At 36.5% G+C, this 21,180-nt stretch carries 15 protein-coding genes; 7 read left to right on the plus strand and 8 right to left on the minus strand.

The genetic code is table 11. From position 1 onward, the window contains the following. Positions 1-87: 87 nt before the first annotated feature. The 5 genes from C1634_RS11745 to ppk1 form a co-directional block, all read right to left on the minus strand. Positions 88-3,126, minus strand: coding sequence for a choice-of-anchor I family protein (locus C1634_RS11745; protein WP_109738441.1), 3,039 nt, complete (start codon positions 3,124-3,126; stop codon positions 88-90). A gap of 140 nt (positions 3,127-3,266) precedes the next feature. Next, complete coding sequence (locus C1634_RS26000) at positions 3,267-3,416, minus strand: hypothetical protein (protein WP_165835314.1); 150 nt, start codon at positions 3,414-3,416, stop codon at positions 3,267-3,269. Next, positions 3,413-4,066 (minus strand): NAD-dependent epimerase/dehydratase family protein, encoded by a 654-nt coding sequence (locus C1634_RS11750; protein WP_103231714.1) that lies wholly within the window; start codon positions 4,064-4,066, stop codon positions 3,413-3,415. The genes C1634_RS26000 and C1634_RS11750 overlap by 4 nt, the downstream gene beginning before the upstream one ends. Positions 4,067-4,349: 283 nt before the next feature. After that, positions 4,350-5,234: a Ppx/GppA phosphatase family protein gene (locus C1634_RS11755; protein WP_103231715.1), complete on the minus strand. Its 885-nt coding sequence runs from the start codon at positions 5,232-5,234 to the stop codon at positions 4,350-4,352. Beyond that, positions 5,231-7,303 (minus strand): polyphosphate kinase 1, encoded by a 2,073-nt coding sequence (gene ppk1 / locus C1634_RS11760; protein ID WP_103231716.1) that lies wholly within the window; start codon positions 7,301-7,303, stop codon positions 5,231-5,233. Before ppk1 ends, C1634_RS11755 begins: the two co-directional genes overlap by 4 nt. A 486-nt stretch (positions 7,304-7,789) precedes the next feature. On the opposite strand from ppk1, the gene dnaK reads away from it, so the two are divergent. The 7 genes from dnaK (at position 7,790) to C1634_RS11795 (ending at position 19,050) form a co-directional block, all read left to right on the plus strand. Continuing rightward, complete coding sequence (dnaK, locus tag C1634_RS11765) at positions 7,790-9,688, plus strand: molecular chaperone DnaK (RefSeq protein ID WP_109738442.1); 1,899 nt, start codon at positions 7,790-7,792, stop codon at positions 9,686-9,688. A gap of 257 nt (positions 9,689-9,945) precedes the next feature. Then, positions 9,946-10,278, plus strand: a complete 333-nt coding sequence (locus C1634_RS11770) for a hypothetical protein (RefSeq protein WP_103233764.1) — start codon at positions 9,946-9,948, stop codon at positions 10,276-10,278. A gap of 476 nt (positions 10,279-10,754) precedes the next feature. Then, complete coding sequence (locus tag C1634_RS11775) at positions 10,755-13,478, plus strand: TonB-dependent receptor plug domain-containing protein (RefSeq protein WP_228410063.1); 2,724 nt, start codon at positions 10,755-10,757, stop codon at positions 13,476-13,478. A gap of 26 nt (positions 13,479-13,504) precedes the next feature. Beyond that, a complete protein-coding gene (locus C1634_RS11780) occupies positions 13,505-14,854 on the plus strand; it encodes a DUF4876 domain-containing protein (protein ID WP_109738443.1) in 1,350 nt (449 codons plus the stop codon). Beyond that, the gene (locus C1634_RS11785; RefSeq protein ID WP_109738444.1) at positions 14,844-16,436 is read left to right on the plus strand and encodes a DUF6850 family outer membrane beta-barrel protein; all 1,593 of its coding nucleotides are present in this window, start codon (positions 14,844-14,846) and stop codon (positions 16,434-16,436) included. The genes C1634_RS11780 and C1634_RS11785 overlap by 11 nt, the downstream gene beginning before the upstream one ends. Positions 16,437-16,440: 4 nt before the next feature. Further along, a complete protein-coding gene (locus C1634_RS11790) occupies positions 16,441-17,583 on the plus strand; it encodes a cytochrome-c peroxidase (RefSeq protein ID WP_103233765.1) in 1,143 nt (380 codons plus the stop codon). A gap of 357 nt (positions 17,584-17,940) precedes the next feature. Further along, positions 17,941-19,050, plus strand: a complete 1,110-nt coding sequence (locus C1634_RS11795) for a heparan-alpha-glucosaminide N-acetyltransferase domain-containing protein (RefSeq protein WP_109738445.1) — start codon at positions 17,941-17,943, stop codon at positions 19,048-19,050. 103 nt (positions 19,051-19,153) lie between these two features. Here C1634_RS11795 and C1634_RS11800 read toward each other — a convergent pair whose 3' ends face one another. From C1634_RS11800 to C1634_RS11810, 3 genes are all read right to left on the minus strand, one after another. After that, on the minus strand, positions 19,154-19,507 hold the full coding sequence (locus C1634_RS11800) for a cupin domain-containing protein (protein ID WP_103233760.1): 354 nt from the start codon (positions 19,505-19,507) through the stop codon (positions 19,154-19,156). An 18-nt stretch (positions 19,508-19,525) separates the two neighbouring features. Then, positions 19,526-19,945, minus strand: a complete 420-nt coding sequence (locus C1634_RS11805; protein ID WP_103233759.1) for a MauE/DoxX family redox-associated membrane protein — start codon at positions 19,943-19,945, stop codon at positions 19,526-19,528. 173 nt (positions 19,946-20,118) lie between these two features. Next, positions 20,119-20,910, minus strand: coding sequence for a helix-turn-helix domain-containing protein (locus C1634_RS11810; RefSeq protein ID WP_103233758.1), 792 nt, complete (start codon positions 20,908-20,910; stop codon positions 20,119-20,121). Between the last annotated feature and the right edge of the window lie 270 nt (positions 20,911-21,180).

A 21,180-nucleotide genomic window follows, 5' to 3' on the forward strand; every position in this document is an offset into this window, starting at 1 on the left:
TTATAAAAGTTTAAAACTAATGAATTTCCCAATAATAAAAAAGCTCCGGAATCTCCGAAGCCTTTTCAATCAACTAAATACTATATTTTACTTTACAATAACTCTTTTTATCTGCCCTTCTGAGGTTTTTATAAGATAAACACCTGTAGAGAGATTGGACGTATTTATTGTTAAAGCATTCTTTTCTTTTCCGATTAGTTTTCCGGACATATCATACAATTCGTAATCCTGTTTTCTGTTGAAGTAAAGCGTATTTCCTTTGTTCACAGGATTTGGGAATACGTTGAACGTTGCCTGTTCAGTTTTTGTTTCCCCAATTCCCAGAGTAGCAGGCATCGCTACTTCATACATGGATAAAGTTCCGCTGATCTCATTGGCGACAATTACATAGCCTGTATTGGTGGTTGTGTTTTCAGGAGCTATGTAGATAATTCCTTCAGGACCATTGTCTCCTCCATAAGCGGAAGTAGAGCGGGAGTGTTTGTAATCTGTGAAAGTAGGATTATTAGGATCTGTGATGTTATATGCCATAATGCCCCCGGTTCTTTCTAATGTGATGAAAGCATACGTCTGCCCGTTGATATTTCCTAATGCCACCCCTTCCGGTTCAGGACCTTTGGCGCGACTTCTGTTTTTTGCACCATTGGATTCATTATCTGCATTGAAAATTAATGGATGATTGGCTGCAATATATCTTTCAAACTGATCCCCACTGTCATATACAATCTGCTTGGTATCTGCATTGAAAATAGAGAACGAGCGGGCTCCTAGAGCTGCCATTTCTTCAAAGTCGGTATCTCCGTCCGTATTTCCTGTAGCAGAAGAAACCCTCAATCTCCCAAGGTTATAAGAAGCCTTTAAAATTGAAGAATTCGGGTAAAGTACAGGATCTAAAGTATAGGTATTAGCCCCCACAGTTGTTCTCTCGCTGTATCCGGAAAGATCCTTTTCATCTCCTTCGTTAGCCGTTACAATATAATGGGTATTTCCTACCTTATAATTCTGGACTGCATCCGGAACATAATAAGCTTTCACCGGCCAGTTAGCAATCAAAACTTCACCATTATTGTCCGAAGCATCAAAACCATTTCCAGGAAGACTCATGTCTTTTTTGCCCAATCCCCAGATTCCTGTGATGGTTTTAGTGACCAGGTTAATCTCTGCAACAGCATTATTTTCCTGAAGTGTTACCCATGCTTTCTGACTGTCAGAGCTGATGGTTACATATTCAGGTTCCAGATCCTGAGAAAGGGTATTATTGGTTCTTACTTTTCTTAATCCGGTAGCAGTAAGAGCAGCTACTTGAGAATCAAAATTGTTGAAATTAAGGGTGGTCACATTACTTTGTGTAAGGTTTCCGATACCTCCGGAAATATCAATGATACTGATCGTTCCTTCAGGATCTACGGTGTAAGCATCATTAGGTTCCCCTTCATTAGCCGTAATCACTTTTGTTCCATCAGGGGAGAAAGTTATCATATCTGGTAAAGCGCCTACGGTAACCTGCTTCAGGAAGTTTCCGTTAATATCAAAAAATACTACAGAACCGTTTTGCTGAGGGTCAGCATTGGGAGAAGAAGCGGCTATAATTCCGTTTTTCACAGCGATACTTGTGATACCACCATAAGGAGCCATATTTACGGTTTTAATGACTGAAGGAGTATTCGGTGTGCTGAAATTAATAATATCAAAAACATCCGTGATAGAACTGATTGTGAATAAACGTTGAGTGGATGGATCGTGAACCACAATTTCTGTAGAACTGGTACTGTTTCCTGAAGGGTCAAAACTTCCAAGATAATTCAGCTGGATCTGATGGGAAGGAATCGGTGCTGGTTTATCATTATCTACAATATAAACGGTTGCAGAATTGTCACCTGAAAGGGTTGCTCCGGCAGGGTTTTCAAGGCTTACCACAAAATATTCGGCTTGTTGTTCTGCCACTGTGTCATCAATAATCGGAATATTTACCGTGTAACTTGTTGTAGATGGAGTAATATTAATCGTCTGATTTGCTAAAGTAAAATCATTGGAATCAGCCGTACTGAACGGCGCTGGTTTTACAACAAGATTTACTGTAGCAGTTGAAGGATTGGTGATATTGATTTTGAAAGCAAGGGTTCCTGCATTTTCATCAACTTTAATGAAATTCTTTTCTAAAGAAATTGTAGTTCCGGCAGTAGTAAAAGTACTGGACGTAACGGCAGTAACTCCATTATCACTGAAGTCTTCCACTGTATTGGGCTTAAGCGCTACATAATAAGCCTGCCCCGGCACTAAACCGGAAGTAGGGATCACTGTGATAATATTGTTGCTGAAAGTGGTTGTAAAAGGAACTTGGGTGCCTGAAGCATTTCCAAGTCGGAACTCTACAAGATTTTGTGCATTAGAATTGTTAATTGCTGAATTATCCGCTAATCTTACATTTTCATTAAAAGATAAGGTAGGATTTACAGTTGTTGAAGCGTTATTGGTATTATTGGCAGGCAGATAAGTGACTGTTGGCGGAGTGGTATCAACCCCTCCTACAGGCGTTGCATCTACAGTAAAGTTATCAAAGCGGTTGTTCCCTCCTGTTCCTCCTCCTGTGGCAGAGAAATCAACTTTTAATTTAAAGTTGGGGTTATTGTTAGCTCCCTGTATAGCAGAAAAATCCAGAGTAGTCAGCTGTGGATCGGCATCCTGAGGACTTACAGTCTGGAACTGCACAAAGGTAGTTCCGTCTGTGGAATAAGACCATGTCTGTGTTCCTGCTCCCTGTGTAGATCTTCTGGTTGTAAATTTAACAATGACATTGTTGTATCCTGTTGTAGGAAGATTAAATTGTAAAGCTCCTCCAATCGGATTATTGAATCTTAAATGGGTTCCGGATGCATCACCATTTCTCGCATTTAAATTTTGCAAATTAAAATTCTGTGCAGTACCGCCGGCAAAATCGATGACGCTTGTACCTCCTGCTATTGCTGCAAGAGAACCATTCACCATGGTAGAAGTAGGTGTGGTGATTGCTGCAGCAGATGCGTTATTGTTAAAATTCCAGTAATGAATCAGTGTCTGTCCAAAAAGACCGCTCTGGAAAAAGAATGCGGCAATCACAGACCCTTTTAATAGGTAGTTGTTGATCATTTTTACTTCAATTAGATAAATGCAAAAATGAACTTTCTGTTTCGCAACTATTTTAATGGAATCTTAAGAAATGTTTAAAAAATAGGTTTGTTTCCGATAAAAGATAAAATTATGTTTGAATGAGAAGCATTAGAATGAAATTATTTCTCTGACTTTCCTGAAAAATTTAAAATCGTACCTGATTTATTTCCTTCCAACGGATGTTTCTGCATGTAAAAATATCCTGAAACTGCAGTCAGAAGCAAGAGTACAAAAATAACCAGAACAATTCTTTTTAACATGTCTCTCATATCGCTAAATTTTTAATATCTCTAATTTCTAAAATGGAGGTAGGGTACCCTTTGTGTGTGGCATTGATCATTGCTCTACCCACTTCGTGTAAAGTTAATGATTTTGACTGAAAAAAAATAGGAAAAATCCAAATAAAAGGTTTAAAAAACCATTTTACATTCACTTGACCATCAACAGGTTTCATGAATCCGGGACGAAAATTATAAGCTCCCCTGAAGTTCATCTTTTTTAAAGAATTCTCGGTTCTGCCTTTTACTCTTGCCCACATAAGTTTTCCGCTCTCTGTACTGTCTGTGCTGGCTCCGGAAACATAGTTGAAAACCATTTCCGGATTTTGATTCAAAACTGCTTTTGCAAAATGCAGGGTGGTATCGTAAGTTATTTTGGTATAGTCTTCTTCATTCATGCCTACACTGCTGATTCCTGCACAGAAAAAACAGGCATCATAACCTTTCAGTTTTTCATCATGAAGGTCGATGGATAAAAAGTCGGGAACGAGATATTCTTTCAGCTTAGGATGTGTTTTTCCAGAGGGTTTTCTGCTTACGCTGAGTATTTCTGAGATATTAGGATTGTCAAGACATTCCATTAAAACACCTTCGCCTACCATTCCTGTAGCTCCTGTAAGAATTATTTTGATTGAGTTCATTGCTTTGCTATTGATAATCGTATGACGAATAGAGGAGTGGTTTTACTTTAAAATTTTTACTTTTTTTTAATAAAAAATATTGTTGGTAAAATTCAATAGGGGTGGGCTTTAGCCCGCCTTAGAAAATGAGAAACATTTCCATTGGCTTTAGCCAAAACTTAAGAAGATAGAGATTGCTTCGTTGCGTTGCTCCTCGCAATGACAATACAGCGGAAAGCGGGAAAAGCTTCTAAAATAAAAAGCCAGCTCAAAAATGGCTGGCTTTATATAGTGTTGGATGTCGTTATTTATGATGTTGTAACTGACTGTAGATATTATGGATCAATCCGTCTGCTACAGAGATTTTAGGGACAAAGATTCTGTTGATGTCAGACCATGACATGACATTATTGAAAATGCCCAGTGCATGTGCCAATACATCGGCACGGTCTTCTCTAAGGTTGTGTTTTGTCATTCTTTCTTCCACAGACAGCTCATTGAGCTCTTTATACGTTTTTTTCAGGTGCGCCAAAGACATGGGTTTTCCGTCTTTGGTTTTGCTCATGGAGAATACTTTATTGATGTTTCCTCCTGACCCGATCGCCACAATGGGCTTTTTGCTGACGATGTTTGTCTTTATCTCCTCCTTCATTTCATTCCAGTTGTCCACCGTAACGAGGTTATTGAGAAGTCGGATTGTTCCGATATTGAAAGATTTTTCGTAAACCATTTTACCGTTTTCGTAGAAGGTAAGCTCGGTAGAACCTCCACCTACATCAATGTATAAATAGGCGAATTCTTTGTCAAGGCCTTCTGCTACATGATTCTCATAAATCAGGGTAGCTTCTTCATCACCGGAAATAATCTCGATATTGATTCCTGAGGCTTCTTTTACCTGACTGATAATTTCATTACCATTGGCTGCATCACGCATAGCGCTGGTCGCACAGGCTCTGTAATGTTCTACTTTGTATATTTTCATCAGGTCACTGAAGATTTTCATGGAATCGATGACCATTTTTTCCCTTTCCGGACCTATTTTTCCGATGGTGAAAACATCCATTCCCAGTCTCAGAGGTATTCTGAGAAGGTTCAACTTGATGAATTCCGGTTTTCTGTTGTTTACTTTTACTTCATTGATAAGAAGTCGGGCTGCATTACTCCCTATGTCTATCGCTGCTATCTTCATTTTTTGATTGTTTTAGCTTTTAAATATTTATAGGTTTCTATTTGTGAACGGCATTCTTTTTTATCATTTTTTATATATTCATTGCTCAGTCCTTTGTCTAAAATTCTGGCTTTTACATTATCTCTAAGCTGAATGTCAAGAATATCTTTTAATTCTTTCTTGAGATTTTTGTCCGTGATTTTAGCCGCAGCTTCAATCCTGTAATCCAGGTTTCTGGTCATCCAGTCTGCGGAAGAAATGTACATATCTTCGGCCCCTTTATTATAAAAATACATCACTCTGGCATGTTCCAGGTATTCATCTACAATACTGATGGCCTTTATTTTCTCTTTAAAATCTTTCTGATTTACAGCACAATAGATTCCTCTTACGATCAATCTGACCACCACTCCTGCTTTGGCTGCATCGTATAATTTTTCAATCAACAATCTGTCGCTCAGAGAATTTACTTTTACGATGATCTCTGCTCTTCGTCCTGCCTTAGCTTCTTCGATTTCTTTATCGACATGGTGAACGATCTTTTCACGCATAAATTGAGGACAAACTAATAAATTTTTACAAGTTTTCAAAACCGGAATAAAGTCATCTTTTGGTTTTTTCAAAACATTGAAAACTTTATTGATGTCTGCCATGATGCCACGATCTGCGGTCAGCAGTAAATGGTCACCATATATTCTTGCTGTTTTTTCGTTGAAATTTCCTGTGCTTACAAATCCATATTGAATGGTTTTGTTGTGTGCTCTCTTTTTGATAACACACAGCTTGGCGTGCACTTTTTTCGTTGGAATTCCTACAAGAACGGTAATTCCTTCGGGCTCCAGCATATTTCTCCATTCCAGATTGGATTCTTCATCAAACCTTGCCTGAAGTTCCAGCATTACGGTTACTTCTTTGCCATTTCTTGCCGCATAGATCAATGCATTGATGATTTTTGAGCTGCTGGCGAGACGGTAAGCCGTGATCTGTATAGATTTTACATCCGGATCCATTGCCGCTTCCCGCAGAAGGTCAATGACCGGATTATATTTATGATAAGGGAAGGTAAGAAGTATATCTTCTTTTAATATAACATCTGTCACTCTTTCGCCATGCTCAAATGCCTGGTGGGTAAAAGAGGTTCTTTCCACAGGTCTTTCATACTTTTCAAAAACATCAGGGAAATCCATGAAATGCTTGAAATTATGAATTTTTCCTCCAGGGATGATACTGTCTTTCTTAGTTAAATTCAGCTTTCTGATAAGAAGTTCCAGCAAAGCTTTATCCATATCTTTATCAAAAACGAAACGGGTAGGTTTTCCCTTTCTTCTGTTTTTGAGTCCTTTCTCTATCTTTTCTGCAAAATTGGTTCGGATGTCATTGTCCAGATCCAATTCGGCGTCTTTTGTTACTTTAAAGGCATTAGCGGCAAACTCATCATATCCGAAATAAGAGAATATGTGTGGAAGGTTAAAGGTAATCACATCTTCCAGCAGCATTACATTTTTTTCTTCCGGATCTTCTGTAGGCAGCAAAACAAATCGTCCCACAAAACGGGAAGGAATCTCAATAATGGCATAATTGCTGGAATACTGCCAGTCTTTCTTTCTCATCGCTACCCCCAAATAAAGACTTTTGTCTCTCACATAAGGCATCGGTGTATTTTCATGAAGAAGAATAGGAATGACATTAGATTCTACCACTTCATCGAAATATTGTCTGACAAACTCTTTTTGTTTTGCTGTCAGATTTTTAGAATTTTTAATGGAAACATTGTGTTCAGCCATTTCAGTCTGGATTTTCTTCCAGGTTTTGTCGAAATTCAGCTGTTGTCTCATGACTATTTCATTGATTCTCTGAAGGATTTTGGAGGGTGGCTGATAAAAAGACTCAGCAATCACTTTTTCCTTAAAATCCATGGCACGCTTTAATCCGGCAACACGTACTCTGAAAAATTCATCTAAATTATTGGAGAAGATTCCAAGGAAACGTATTCTTAAATGTAAAGGAACTTTTTCATCCATAGCCTCCTGTAATACTCTTTCATTAAAGGCAAGCCATGTGATATCTCGTGGATTAAAGTGTAATGACATTCTAAATGTGTATATTTTACCAAAAATAATAATTCGTAAAGATTCTGTCTCTATTTCTTAGGTTAAACTTTAATTAATTTTTAAATATTGGTGAATTAATTTGTTGTGTTGATAATAAAGATATTGATAATCAATATGTTTTATAAAGTGAATATTGAGAGATTCTACTTTTATGCAGCAAATGATAAGATATATCAAGTTAATAAGGATTATTTATATTAAATGTACAGCAAAAGGTTATCCTGTAAAATATGTCAGAAAAAAGGAAAGGAATTAATGAATAGATTTAAATATCCGTTGAGTAGGCTAAACGTCATTCTTGTAAAAAATTATATGAAAATATTTCCATATTAAATTATATAAACCCCCGATTTTATCAGGGGTTTTGTTTTTATTGTGTCATTTTGTCATAATTCTTTGAATGGTACAGATATTGAGAATTTGAGAGTGTAAATTAAATTAAAAATAGAAAAAATATAAAATATTATGAGTAAAATAATTGGAATTGACTTAGGAACAACCAACTCTTGTGTTGCTGTAATGGAGGGTAAAGACCCTGTTGTTATTCCTAACGCAGAAGGTAAGAGAACTACTCCTTCTATTGTAGCTTTTACAGAAGACGGAGAAAGAAAAGTAGGTGATCCTGCAAAAAGACAGGCTGTAACGAATCCAACAAAAACTGTTTACTCTATCAAAAGATTTATCGGAACGCACTTTAAAGATGATGCTTCTGAAGTTTCAAGAGTACCTTATAAAGTGGTTTCAGGACCTAATGATACTGTAAAAGTAAAAATCGACGATAGAGAATATACACCACAGGAAATCTCTGCAATGACTCTTCAGAAAATGAAGAAAACTGCTGAAGATTATCTTGGACAAGAAGTAACAAGAGCGGTAATTACTGTTCCTGCATACTTCAACGATGCACAAAGACAAGCGACTAAAGAAGCTGGAGAAATTGCAGGTCTTAAAGTAGAAAGAATTATCAACGAACCTACAGCTGCGGCATTAGCTTATGGTCTTGATAAGAGCCATAAAGATCAGAAAATCGCAGTATATGACCTTGGAGGTGGTACTTTCGATATCTCTATCCTTGATTTAGGAGATGGTGTATTTGAAGTATTGTCTACAAACGGTGATACACACTTAGGTGGTGATGACTTTGATGATGTGATCATCAACTGGATGGCTGATGAGTTCAAAGCTGAAGAAGGTGTAGATTTAAAAGCTGACGCTATTGCTCTTCAAAGATTGAAAGAAGCTGCTGAAAAAGCTAAAATCGAATTATCATCTTCTGCTCAGACTGAGATCAACTTACCTTATATCACTGCTACGGCTACAGGTCCTAAGCACTTAGTAAAATCTTTAACGAAAGCTAAGTTCGAGCAATTATCTGCTGATCTTGTAAGAAGATCTATGGAGCCGGTTGCTAAAGCATTAAAAGATGCTGGTTTATCAACTTCTGATATCGATGAGGTAATCTTGGTAGGAGGTTCTACAAGAATCCCAATTATCCAGGAAGAAGTAGAAAAATTCTTCGGTAAGAAACCATCTAAAGGAGTTAACCCGGATGAGGTTGTAGCTATTGGTGCAGCAATTCAGGGAGGTGTATTGACAGGTGATGTAAAAGATGTATTATTACTTGACGTTACTCCACTTTCTCTAGGTATCGAAACAATGGGGTCTGTATTCACGAAATTAATTGAAGCGAACACGACTATCCCAACTAAAAAATCTGAGGTATTCTCTACAGCGTCTGACAATCAGCCAGCGGTAAGCATCAGAGTAGGACAGGGTGAAAGATCAATGTTCAACGATAACAAGGAAATCGGTAGATTCGATCTTCAGGATATTCCACCAGCACCAAGAGGAGTTCCTCAAATTGAAGTAACTTTCGATATTGATGCGAATGGTATTCTAAGTGTATCTGCTAAAGATAAAGGAACTGGTAAAGAGCAGACGATCAAAATCCAGGCTTCTTCTGGTCTTTCTGACGAAGAAATCGAAAGAATGAAGAAAGAAGCTCAGGAAAACTCTGCAGCGGATGCTAAGAAAAAAGAAGAAGTTGAAGTCTTCAACAAAGCAGACGGATTGATCTTCCAGACTGAAAAGCAATTGAAAGAATTCGGTGAAAAACTTTCTGCTGACAAAAAAGCAGCAATCGAAGCAGCTCACGCAGAATTAAAAACTGCTTTCGAAGCTAAAAATGCTGATGACGTAAAAGCTAAAACTGAAGCGTTAGATGCAGCATGGATGGCAGCTTCTGAAGAATTATATGCAGCTGGTCAACAGCCAGGTGCTGATGCAGGTGCAGGAGCTCAGAACGCTGGTGGAAACGCTGGTGCTGAAGATGTACAGGATGCAGACTTCGAAGAAGTAAAATAATTATTGATTAATTTCAGTTATAAATAGAAAAAACGGCAAACATTGTTTGCCGTTTTTTTTATTCCTAATCCTATTACAAAATTCAACATTTAAGCCATGTTTGTGTTGACGATTTTAAGCCATGTCTTCGTTAAGCTGAAAAATTTTATATGATAGTGAAAGGAGAGGAATAAGCTACTTTCATTATTTTTTTTGATGATAAAGAGTTGGCTTGTTTTATGCTATATTCACCAAGTTAATTAAAAAAAAATGACAATATGAAAAAGAAATTATTTAGCTTATTAGCTTTTGGATTATTTGCAATAGCTATTAATGCTCAGGAAACTGTAAAAAAGGATGCCAAAAATGTAGGTAATGCCATTCAGAAAGGAGCAAAGGCAACAGAGAAAGGAGTGAAAAATGGTGCAGAATGGGTTGGAGATAAAACTCGAAAAGGGGCAAAAGCTACAAAAAAGGGTGTTAAGAACAGCACAAAATGGGTTGGGAAAACCGCTACCAAAGGTGCAAAAAGTGTTAAGAATGTTGCTGTAAAAGGAGCAGATGCAGTTTCAGATGGTTATAAAGATGTAAAAGCAGATTTAAAAAAATAATTCTTCTGAAGAATAAAAAAAACGACTCTAATAATAGGAGTCGTTTTTTTATTAATATGATTTGGATTGAAAATACACTTAGCTTGATTTTTATGATCAAGAGCCATTTACTACAAATGGGACAATAAAATGTTTTTGGGAACATCTTTACCCATAAAAAAGTCTAGTATTTTTTAATATTAAACAGAATTATAGTACTCATTCAGATTAAATAAAGCCACTTTCAAACCATAGAAGGTGGCTTTTATTTATTGTTTTTTCTAGAATATATTTTAGGAAGAAAAGTTAAGTTTATTAATTGTAGTAAGCCTTAGTAGGAACTATTAAGGATGATTTACTTTGTTATTTTATTCTTTATGTGGGGATTTATGTGTAAATATTCTTTTATTTTAAGTTAAAATAACTTTAATTATTTCATAGATCTACTTTTTATTTAGAATAATTATAATTAATTTTGCCGTCTAAATATTTTAAGGGTGAAAGTATCGTTATTAGTTGGTGCTGTTTTTTTAACAGCAGGCGGATTCTTGTCTGCTCAAAAAGTAGAATTTTATCATAATGGAGAGCTTAAAAGGGGAACAGTAATCAATAATGATTCACCCGTAAAGTGTAAGCAAATATTCGTAGAAAACTTTAAAATGTCTATTAAAGGAGAATGTGAGCTAATTTTTCGGAATGAAAAAAATAAAAAAGAAAAGATCATCTTAAAAGAAGGAGAAGAACTAAACTTGAAAATCCTTCCCGATAAAGTAATTCCTTTAGGAACATCAGAAATCAGAATCGAAGGCGTACAGCTTACCGCAAGAAAAAAACAGTTCTCAGAAATTTCCATTCAGCAGGAAGCCCTTCAGAATCTACAATCTTTCTCTCTTGGAGATGTGTTGCAGCAATTACCTGGTCAATATGTACAACAGTTTGACAATACCCAGTTTAAAAATATCGTTTTCAGAACAGCTAGTGGTCCTTCTGTTACCAGTTCAGGAAATATTCCCGGTGGTGATGATTTTGGGAACAGGGCATTTGGAGTACAGTTGATGGTCAACGATATTGCCTTATCTAACAACGAAAATATGCAGAGCTATGATTCTGCAAACAGCGGTCCTTTTGGAATAAGTTTTAATACTACAACCAATGGAGGAAACTTAACACCAAGCCAACCGAATTACGGGGTTGATTTAAGAGAAATACCAACAGAGAATATCGAAAGTATTGAAGTAATACAGGGGGTTCCGGATGCTAAATACGGAGATTTAACTTCAGGGCTTATTAAAGTAACAACCATTGCCAGGGCTTCACCGCTTCGTTTGGATGCCTCTCTTAGAGAAGGAACTTATCAGGTCGGGGTTACAAAAGGTTTTAAGCTTAAAAATAACAATGCGCTGAATGTGTCTTTAGATTACATGAATTCACTTTCTGATCCAAGAACCAGCCTGGTGGGGTACGACAGAACGAATGTTAATTTGCTTTGGTCATCAAGAAGCAGTAATGGGTTCAGTAATAAACTTTCAGCATCATTTTCTACCAATACCAGTAAAGGAAAGAAAGATCCGGACGATCTTGATGGAATGATCATCAATGTGGATAACAAGAGCTTTTCATTAGGAAATAACATCAGTTATAATTTTAACCGAAATGGAAGAAAGCCGTTTTTCAGAACGATAAGTGCAGATGTAGGGATCAGTTATTCAACACAGCTTACAGAGCGCAGATACTGGCTGAACCAAGGTGCCCGTCCTTATGGAAACTCCACGACAGATGGTGTTTATTACGCTCCTTATACACCTCCAAGTTATGAGAATCAGGCCTTTTCGGATGGAAAGCCTCTTAATATTTTCACTGATCTAAGTGTGAACGGCAGCAAGATGACCGCATCCAAATGGGTTCATATGTACAGCATCGGGACGAATTTCAGATATGGGAACAATTTTGGAAAAGGCCGCTACGGAACAGCAGGACAGTTCACAACCCTTAATGCTGCAGGGCAGGGTTCAAATGGAATGAGAGATTTTAATTATCGTGATAATGTTTTTGCCACCAAGCAGTATGCATTTTATATTCAGGATAATATTACGAAAGCTTTTGCCAATAAACATATCTTAAGAACGAATTTGGGACTTCGTTACGATCTGCAGAATTCATATTCAACCTATTCACCAAGGGTTAATACCTCATATCAGATGGGGAAATTTTCTGTGAGAGGAGGTTTTGGACTGACTTCTAAAGCTCCTTCACTGAATCAGATCTATACCGCACCAAGATATTTTGACTTCCTTCTTGGGGATTATCGTTTGCCGGGATATTATTCGGCTGCGATTATGCAGACAGTAGTAACTCCGGGGGATAATGCGAATCTGAAACCATCCCGAAGCTGGAAAACTGAAGTAGGAGTTGACTATAGATTTCCTTTTGCAACCGTGAACCTTACGGCTTATTACAACAGATTATTTGATGGATTTACTACAGCAAGTGTTCATAAAATTATGGACAAAGCGAAAGTGAATGTGAATATATCAGGAACAAACGTACCTACTTTTGAAATTGTAGGAACTGAAAAATTTAATTATCTCCAGAATCGCATTGTTAACGGATATTCATCAGTGGATAAAGGACTGGAGCTGATGGCAAGTTTCAAAAAGATAGAAGCCTTAAATCTTGTAATTGGTTTCAATGCCAGTTATGTAGAAACTTCCGGTCAAAAAGATGAAGGACTTTACAAAATAAGTGCTCCTACTATTAAGGATAAAGATTACGAATACGGAATTTATAACGATAGCAAAAACAAAAGTTCTATGGCCAGAGCAAGTTTCAGTTTTGATTATCACCTGGCTTCATCAGGGTTGATCATTGGTCTTAGAACAGATCATTTCCTTTCAGACAGAAAATTGAACGGTGCCAACGATATTTATCCAATTGGGTATATCAAACACGATGGAGAATTACAGATGATTCCGGAAAATGACCGTACTAATCAAAAATATCAGGGACTGTTTCTGAAGCCTTCCGATGAAAAACTTTCTGGTTTATATAACAAAACCCTGCATAATGTTCATTTAAGGGTAACCAAGGATTTCTTAAGTGGATTCAGAATATCAATCTATGTAAGTAATGTTTTCAATTTAAAAGCATATGACGAAAGAGGAAGTGTCTACAGCAACTTTACTTCTACTTCATTTGGAGGAAATATTTCATACAGATTTTAATACTATTAAAAATAAACTTGAACATAATGAAACGATTAATACTATTACTAATAATTCCCATCCTTGCACTTATAGGGTGTAACAGAGATGATGATTTTGGGAAAAATAACGAGATCAAGCCTGTTCCGTTTACAGTAAACATCAAATATGATGCTTCAAAATACCCATCTGTTGCCGATAAAGGAGTTGCGAATGTAACCGTTATCCTGAAGAATTCAGCAACAGAAGATAAGATTATAGGAAAAACAGATGCAAACGGTGATCTGATACTGAATGCTGTTTTACCTGGAAATTATAGTATTCAGGCTGAACTGCAATTGAAGCAGAATGAATACGAGCAACAGATCGGAGAAGAAACCAGCTATGAAATTGTACACTTTGGAGGCTTCGATGAGAAAGTAACCATTAATGCGAATACTTCTTCAAAATTGGTAAGAATCACGAGCGGAAATCTTGGAGATCTTGTGATTAAACAATATTATTATGCAGGTTCAGATAACAAATTAGGAGCTAATTTCAGAGATCAGTTCATTGAAATTCACAACAATTCTGATCAGACTATTTATGCTGATGGTTTATATCTGGTATTTCTGGAAGGTAATATAAATAATAATGTGACCACTTATACCTTGTCTAACGGACAGTATGATTGGAGCAAGACTGCCGGTGGCGGATCTGCTGCCAATACAGATTATGTATATTCCAATATACTCATAAAAATACCTGGAAGTGGAAGCCAATATCCTATTTTACCAGGGAAAAGTATCATTGTAGCTCAAACAGCCATTAACCATAAAAAGCCCTTTGATGATATCAACGGTGTCGGAGTAGCAATACAGGAGCCAGACAGAACGGTAGACCTGAGTCATGCAGATTTTGAAACCTATATGGGAGATTATAATACAAGTATTGGTAAGAAACCATTTGCATGGGATATTCAGAATATTATGGTGCCGGATATGCTGGTGTCTTACTGGAGTATTGCATCCAATGACTTAATTCTTAATGTAAATTCAATGCTGGGACTAGGAATTCTGAGAGCAACTGATGCAGAAGTGGCAAGTTGGAAAAAAGTGGCAGCGCCTAAAGCGCCTACCGGAACTTTATTTCTACAGATTCCAAAGAACTATATCATAGACGGAATAGATATTACAGACAAAGAACAGAAAGCTCCCAAAGACTTCCCTGCAGACATAGATGCCTCAAGAACTTTCATTGTCAACACAGTAGGACAGGCCGAAGGTACTTTTACAGGACTTTCCGTAATCCGTAAAACAAAAGAGATTATCAATGGACGTGTGGTACTGCAGGACACCAATAATTCTGCCAATGATTTTGTAACGATTAAAGCAAACCCTCGAGGATATGCACAATAATAAAAATAAGACGATTAAAGCTTTTCAATACAGTATATTCGGATTGGCTGTATTAGGCAGTCAGCTCTTTCATGCTCAGGCAACTCAGTTAGATAGTATTAACATCAGTTCTGTAGAAAAGAATATCAGGATAAATGATCCTTATATTGCATTTTTCCAGCCTCTGGATTTCTCACGGACAACTTTTCAGTATTCTTCTACAAAACAAAATTTTAAAAGAGTACAGACTGCGGGAGAAACGGGAAGCTTTAGTTTCCTGTCTGAAGGTGTTTATAAGTTGAATGATAAAATTGCATTATCTGGAAGGCTTAAAGCAGATAAAACTACTGAAGAAGATGTTCCCTATATCCTGAGTGATGAAAGAACTACCCATTCTTCTTTTATTTACAACCCTTCTTATTATTGGGTTTCCCGTGCGGCAAGATGGCAGAAACAAAGCTATTTTATCAACGGACAGTTTGCTTATAATCCTGTGAAACCAGTAATTCTTCAAGTGGGAGGAGAAGGTGTTTATGCCAAATCTTACCGCCAGAATGCAGACCCAAGACCCAAAGTAGATGATTATAAATATAAAGCATTTGCAAAATTAGGATTGAGATGGAAGCAGCACGCTATTTTTGGAAAACTGAGCTATGTACATCATTATAAGGGAAATGATATCATGTTTGTGAATATGAAAGGAAATGTACCGGCGAATGACAGTATTTATATCCGTTATAATGAAGGTTATGGTAATCAGTACATCGGAAATACCCAGTATAAAACCTCCGAATATAAAATGGGAGGGTATATCTGGGGTGGAGAATATGCCTTTAATAATGCCAATACTCATTTTTCTGCCGGATATGATTATAAAAATCTGATTGAACGTTTCTACAGAGTTTTTGAATATCAGGATGCGAACTATAACTGGCAGAAAGACTATACAAAATATTCCGGACTGAAAACAGATCTGCATAGCTTCTACCTTAATTTTCTAGGAAATTATAATGGTAAAAAATGGGCTTCTATGGTGACTTATCAGGATCAGCAGGATACCAATTACAATTATCCTTTGGAGTACACATCATATCGTTTGGAACAGAAAAATCTCTCCTGGCAGAATAGTGTAGTTTGGTTTAATCATAAAAATGAAGCATTTAAGATCCTCTTCGATGCAGCCTATGGAAAAAATCATGTAAAGGATCTGTCGGTGGTAATGGACCGGAAACTTTCTTTTTTCAATTACCGCTTGGGAGTAGAAAAAGAATTTGCTTTACAACCTTCCCATAAACTGGCCATTGGTCTTTCACAAAATCTGTATGTACCTTTGGAAAAAGAATTCAATTATCAGCCTTATCAAAGTACAAAAGAGAATATCTTTGCAACTAAAATCGCTCAGCCGGACTTTGCCTATGATGCAACGCCTAAAATTGGTCTTAATTTTAACGCAAGTTATATTTTCGATCAGAACAAAATCAGGTATGAGCTGTTTGGGAGTTTTTCTCAGACATGGCTGATGAACAGTACGTATAAAAATCAAGTAGACTACAACGGCAGAGCTAATCATGTTGCCTTGGTAGGACTCAATGTTTATTATTAAAAAAATGAAAGACAGATATATCGCTTTTCTGGCAATGGCCGGAATGATATCTTTATTAAGTTATACTTCTAATGACCCCACGGGATATTCCGTGGAAGAGCTTCGTACTTTATACAGCAGCGGAGACCAGAGCAAATGGCCGGCTGCTCACTTATTTGATGAGGCTAAAGAAGGTTTTCAGGATATTGGGCCTTTGTCTAAAATGACCTTTCCTGAAAATAATCCCTATTCCGAAGACAAGATGGAGCTGGGGAAAATGTTGTTCTTTGATCCAAGATTGTCCAAAAGCGGACAGATTTCATGCGCAAATTGTCACAATCCAGAAATAGGCTGGTCAGACGGAAGCAGGGTTTCCTTTGGGCACGACAGACAAACGGGAGTCAGAAATGCTCCTACTTTGGTGAATATAGGTTATGCGAAGACCTTCTTCTGGGATGGTCGTTCGGCAACACTGGAAGAGCAGGTGAAAGCCCCTATCGAAAATCCGGTGGAAATGAATCTTCATATGTCAATGGCGACAAAGAATATCAAGAAGATCAAAGATTATAAACCATTCTTTGTAAAAGCTTTCGGAAATGGGGACGTTACAGAAGAGAAAATAGCAAAAGCCATTGCAACATTTGAACGCGCTCTGATAAGTCCACCATCGAAGTTTGATAAATTTGTTTCCGGAAAAAAAGACGCTTTAACAGATTCTGAAGTCAACGGACTTCATTTATTCCGTACCAAGGCCAATTGTATCAATTGTCATAATACCCCTTATTTTTCTGATCAGAAATTCCATAATCTTGGACTCACGTATTACGGAAGGAAATATGAAGATCTGGGAAGATATATCGTGACTAAAAAGAATGAAGATGTAGGGAAATTTAAAACTCCTACACTGAGGGAAGTTTCAGAGAATAAACCTTACATGCATAACGGACTTTTCCCTGAACTGGCTAATATCGTCATGATGTATAATGCAGGAATGGGCAGAGAAATTCCCAAAGGTGATCAGATCAATGATCCTAAGTTTCCTCACAAATCAGGAATGGTGGAAAAACTGAATTTAACCGATGATGAGGTTTTTGATATTGTAGAATTTTTAAAAACCCTGAACAGCTATAAATACAAAATGCGTCCGCCGGAATTACCGAAATCATAGGCTAGCGGAATAAAATAATAAGTATAAACGCCTCTTTCAAGACAATTGGAAGAGGCGTTTTGTTTTAGATTTTCTGTTCTATTCAGTCCTAAAGTTCTTTTACAAAATAGGATGATTAATTAATCATGAAAATTAATAAAGAAATTAAATGATATAGTTTTAATATGTATATTTGTTTTTATTTAGAATTAATAAAAATATTAAAATTATTGTTGGGATAAAGCTTGATGTAAATAAGGATTACTCAATTATAATAATAAAATTAATTTAAATTATATATATCTACAAAAATCTAAACGTAATCAATACTATTGACTGATCAATAGTATTGGTGAAAAACTTAAAAAACTGAAAACAATGGAAGAACGAAGCAAAAGAATTCCTGCACTGGATTTGATAAAAGGAATGAGTGTTATAGGAATGATTATTATCCATACCTTATTGATCTATGCCAATGTAAAATCACAATCAGAATCTGCTATTGGCAGTTTTATTGTCTTTTTAGGCCGGGGAACTTCAATATTTTTAATCTGTATGGGAATCACCTTCATGACTTCCAGCCATCAAAGCCTTAAGAGTGCCTTAAAACGAGGAGTTTTACTTGTGTTTGCAGGACTTTTCATGAATTTTATGAAGTTTATGATCCCTGTGATTTTTAATTTTGCTCCGGATAATTTTATCCAAAAATATGGATGGCACGCCCCCATAGAACAGCAATATGTATACCTGGTAATGTTGGGGGATATTTTACAGCTTGCCGGAATGTCTTTACTGTTCGTGGGCTTTATCAGAGAATATGTCAAAAATAAATATGTCATTCTTGCCATAGGGTTATTGGTAGCCCTTGTATCCCGGGAAGTAAGCGGAATCAATCTTGATTATCCTGTCATTAATTATATTCTGGATCTTCTTTTCAGCACTGATTATCCAGCCTATGTATATTTTCCTGTTTTTCCATGGATGTCCTTTATCATCATCGGAATGGTTTTCGGGAAATGGTACCTGGAACTGAACTACAACAGCACGCAATTATTTAGAAATATGCTGTATGTAGGTCTGCCGTTTATTGCTGTCGGAGCACCTTTGGTTTTTCTGTATGGAAAATATAATTACAATGGCTTTTATCATATGGGACCGGGAGGTGTTATCTACTTTGCAGGCTGGACTCTGATATTTCTATGGCTGATCAATACCATTACTTCAAAGGTTAAAGAAAACGGCTTTATGCGTGTTTTAAAATACTGCAGCAGGAATTTAACCTCAATGTATATGATCCAATGGATATTAATCTCCTGGGGGAAAGGTATTTTCGGATACAGACAGCATGAAATTGGCTATGTACTCGTGCTTATCGTGCTCTATATTATTCTTACATTCTCAGTTCAGACTTTGGTAGATCTTGTAAGAAAGAAAAAAACGTTAATTGTTTTCAGACCTATAGCACCCGATGAAACAGTTCTAAAATAATTACTTCAGTATCATTTGCTTTTAGCTTAAAAAATATTTCGTCAAATAGGCAACGAGAAAACCACAGTAAACTTTTTACTGTGTTTTTGTTTTTTTGATCAATCTAAAGAATTTCCACCTCTTCAGGCACTATAAAAAGAATGGTGCAGCCATGCTCAGATGTCACGGAATGTTTAAAATTAGGCGGAGTATACAGATAATCGCCCTTTCCAAGCTGGGCACCGGCAATAGTGGCATCACCTTCCATGATCAACAGTTCCTCTCCCGCAGGATGATTATGATAAGGATAGCTGGCTCCCGGATCAAATTTTAAAAGAATGCTGGTAGAGCGGTTTTTCTCGGGATCAAATCTTAAAGATTTTACAAAAATACCTTCATAATGTATTCCTTTTTCAATTAAAGGCTGCCACTCCTTTTGTTCAGTTTTTACGATGTAATCGTGGATGTTGGTATTCATTATATTAAATTTTAATTGTTATTGAGGTAGAAATTGGTCCAGGCTCCATTGATAACTGGAAAATGTACTCAGGAGAAATGCTGCTGCACTGAAAACAAAGACCGAATAATCTAGAGGTTCTTTGATCCCAAAAGAAATGCTCATGGCAACAGCAAATAATAAAGTGAGAACGGAGGCACACCATGCCGTCTTTTGTATCTGATAGCCTACCAGAAGTAAAATACCAATGGATAGTTCAGCAGTAGTTGATAATACTGCAACTGCAGGTGCCCAAGAATGGGGTAAAAATGAATTCGTTTCAGCTGTATAATCGATAAATTTTTTCCAGCCTGAAGACTGGGCTCCCCAAAGATTTAATCTACTGGCAACAGCAGATAAAAAACCAAAAGCCAGTGTAATCCTTAATAAAAAAACGGCGGTATCCTGTTGAGTTTTCATACGTATTATTTTAGGTCTTAATTACAGTACAAAGTTCAGCGAAAGCCGTTGTCTAAAGAATAGACAATTCCGGGAAAAGCATATAATATTTGAAGGAAGCGGGAAGCTGGAGGATGGGAGTTAATAAGAAGCTGTTAATTCTTTTCTTCAAATTAAAACCTTTCAAGATTCTTTTAAATTTCCTTTACCGCTTTCTGATAATCTTTAGGAGATCGCGAAGTATGTTTTTTGAAGAAATTTGAAAAATAGAAAGGATCATTGAAACCAAGCTGATAAGCGATTTCTTTTACCGTTAGCTTTTCATAAAGCAACAGTCTCTTCGCTTCTGAAATAATAAGGCTGTAGATAACATTCTGAGCGGTTTTATTGGTGTGAAGCTTTGATACCTCATTCAGTTTAGCCTCAGTCGTTCCAAGGATATTGGCAAAATGAGAAACCTGATAATTGTTTTTAAAATGTCCCCTGACATTTTCCAGAAATTTTAAAAATAAAGCATCCGGTTTCCAGATTTCATCACCATTGGCAATTTTACTGCGGTTGATTTCTATCAATAGCAATTCAACCAGAGAATGCGTGGAGATCAGATATTGATAGGGCTGTTCCAGAATCTCTTTCTCAATGATAGTCAATGTTTCAGTGAAAAATGCCGGATTTTGTACGGTAATCATTTCATTCATTCCAAAATGACAAAATAATCCATTGTGAAAAATAAGTTCGATATCACTGTCACTTTTAGAGAAAAAATCAAGCGTAAATTCCAAAGCAGTAAGTTCTCCTTCTACAGATTTCAATTGATGAAATTGTCCGGAAGTAATCGTTATAACCTGTCCTGTTTTTAAGACAAAAATATTTTCGTCAATCAATACTTCAGTACTTCCATGGTTACACCAGAATAAAGTGTATTTGATGACCCGTCTGGGTTCAGGATGTCCTGCCTGATTAGAATATTTCTTTATTTCAATCATTTTTAAACCTATTAGAAATGTGATATTTCTGTTTCTATACTATTTCAGGAAATCAATTTATGATGACTAAATTACAAAAATGTTTAACTCAATTGATTAAAATTGAAAAACCTTTTTTTAAAGAAAAATACCTAAATTCGTTTAGAGCCTGTTTAAATTTTGTTCAATAATATTTTAATAGCTGATAGTTTGACCATATTTTCAGAATTTTCCATTAGCAATTCATAATTTCGGCAAAGTCTTCTGTCATTATCAAACCAAGAAAAAGTT

The sequence above is a fragment of the Chryseobacterium viscerum genome, from assembly GCF_002899945.2.
Lineage (GTDB): Bacteria > Bacteroidota > Bacteroidia > Flavobacteriales > Weeksellaceae > Chryseobacterium > Chryseobacterium viscerum.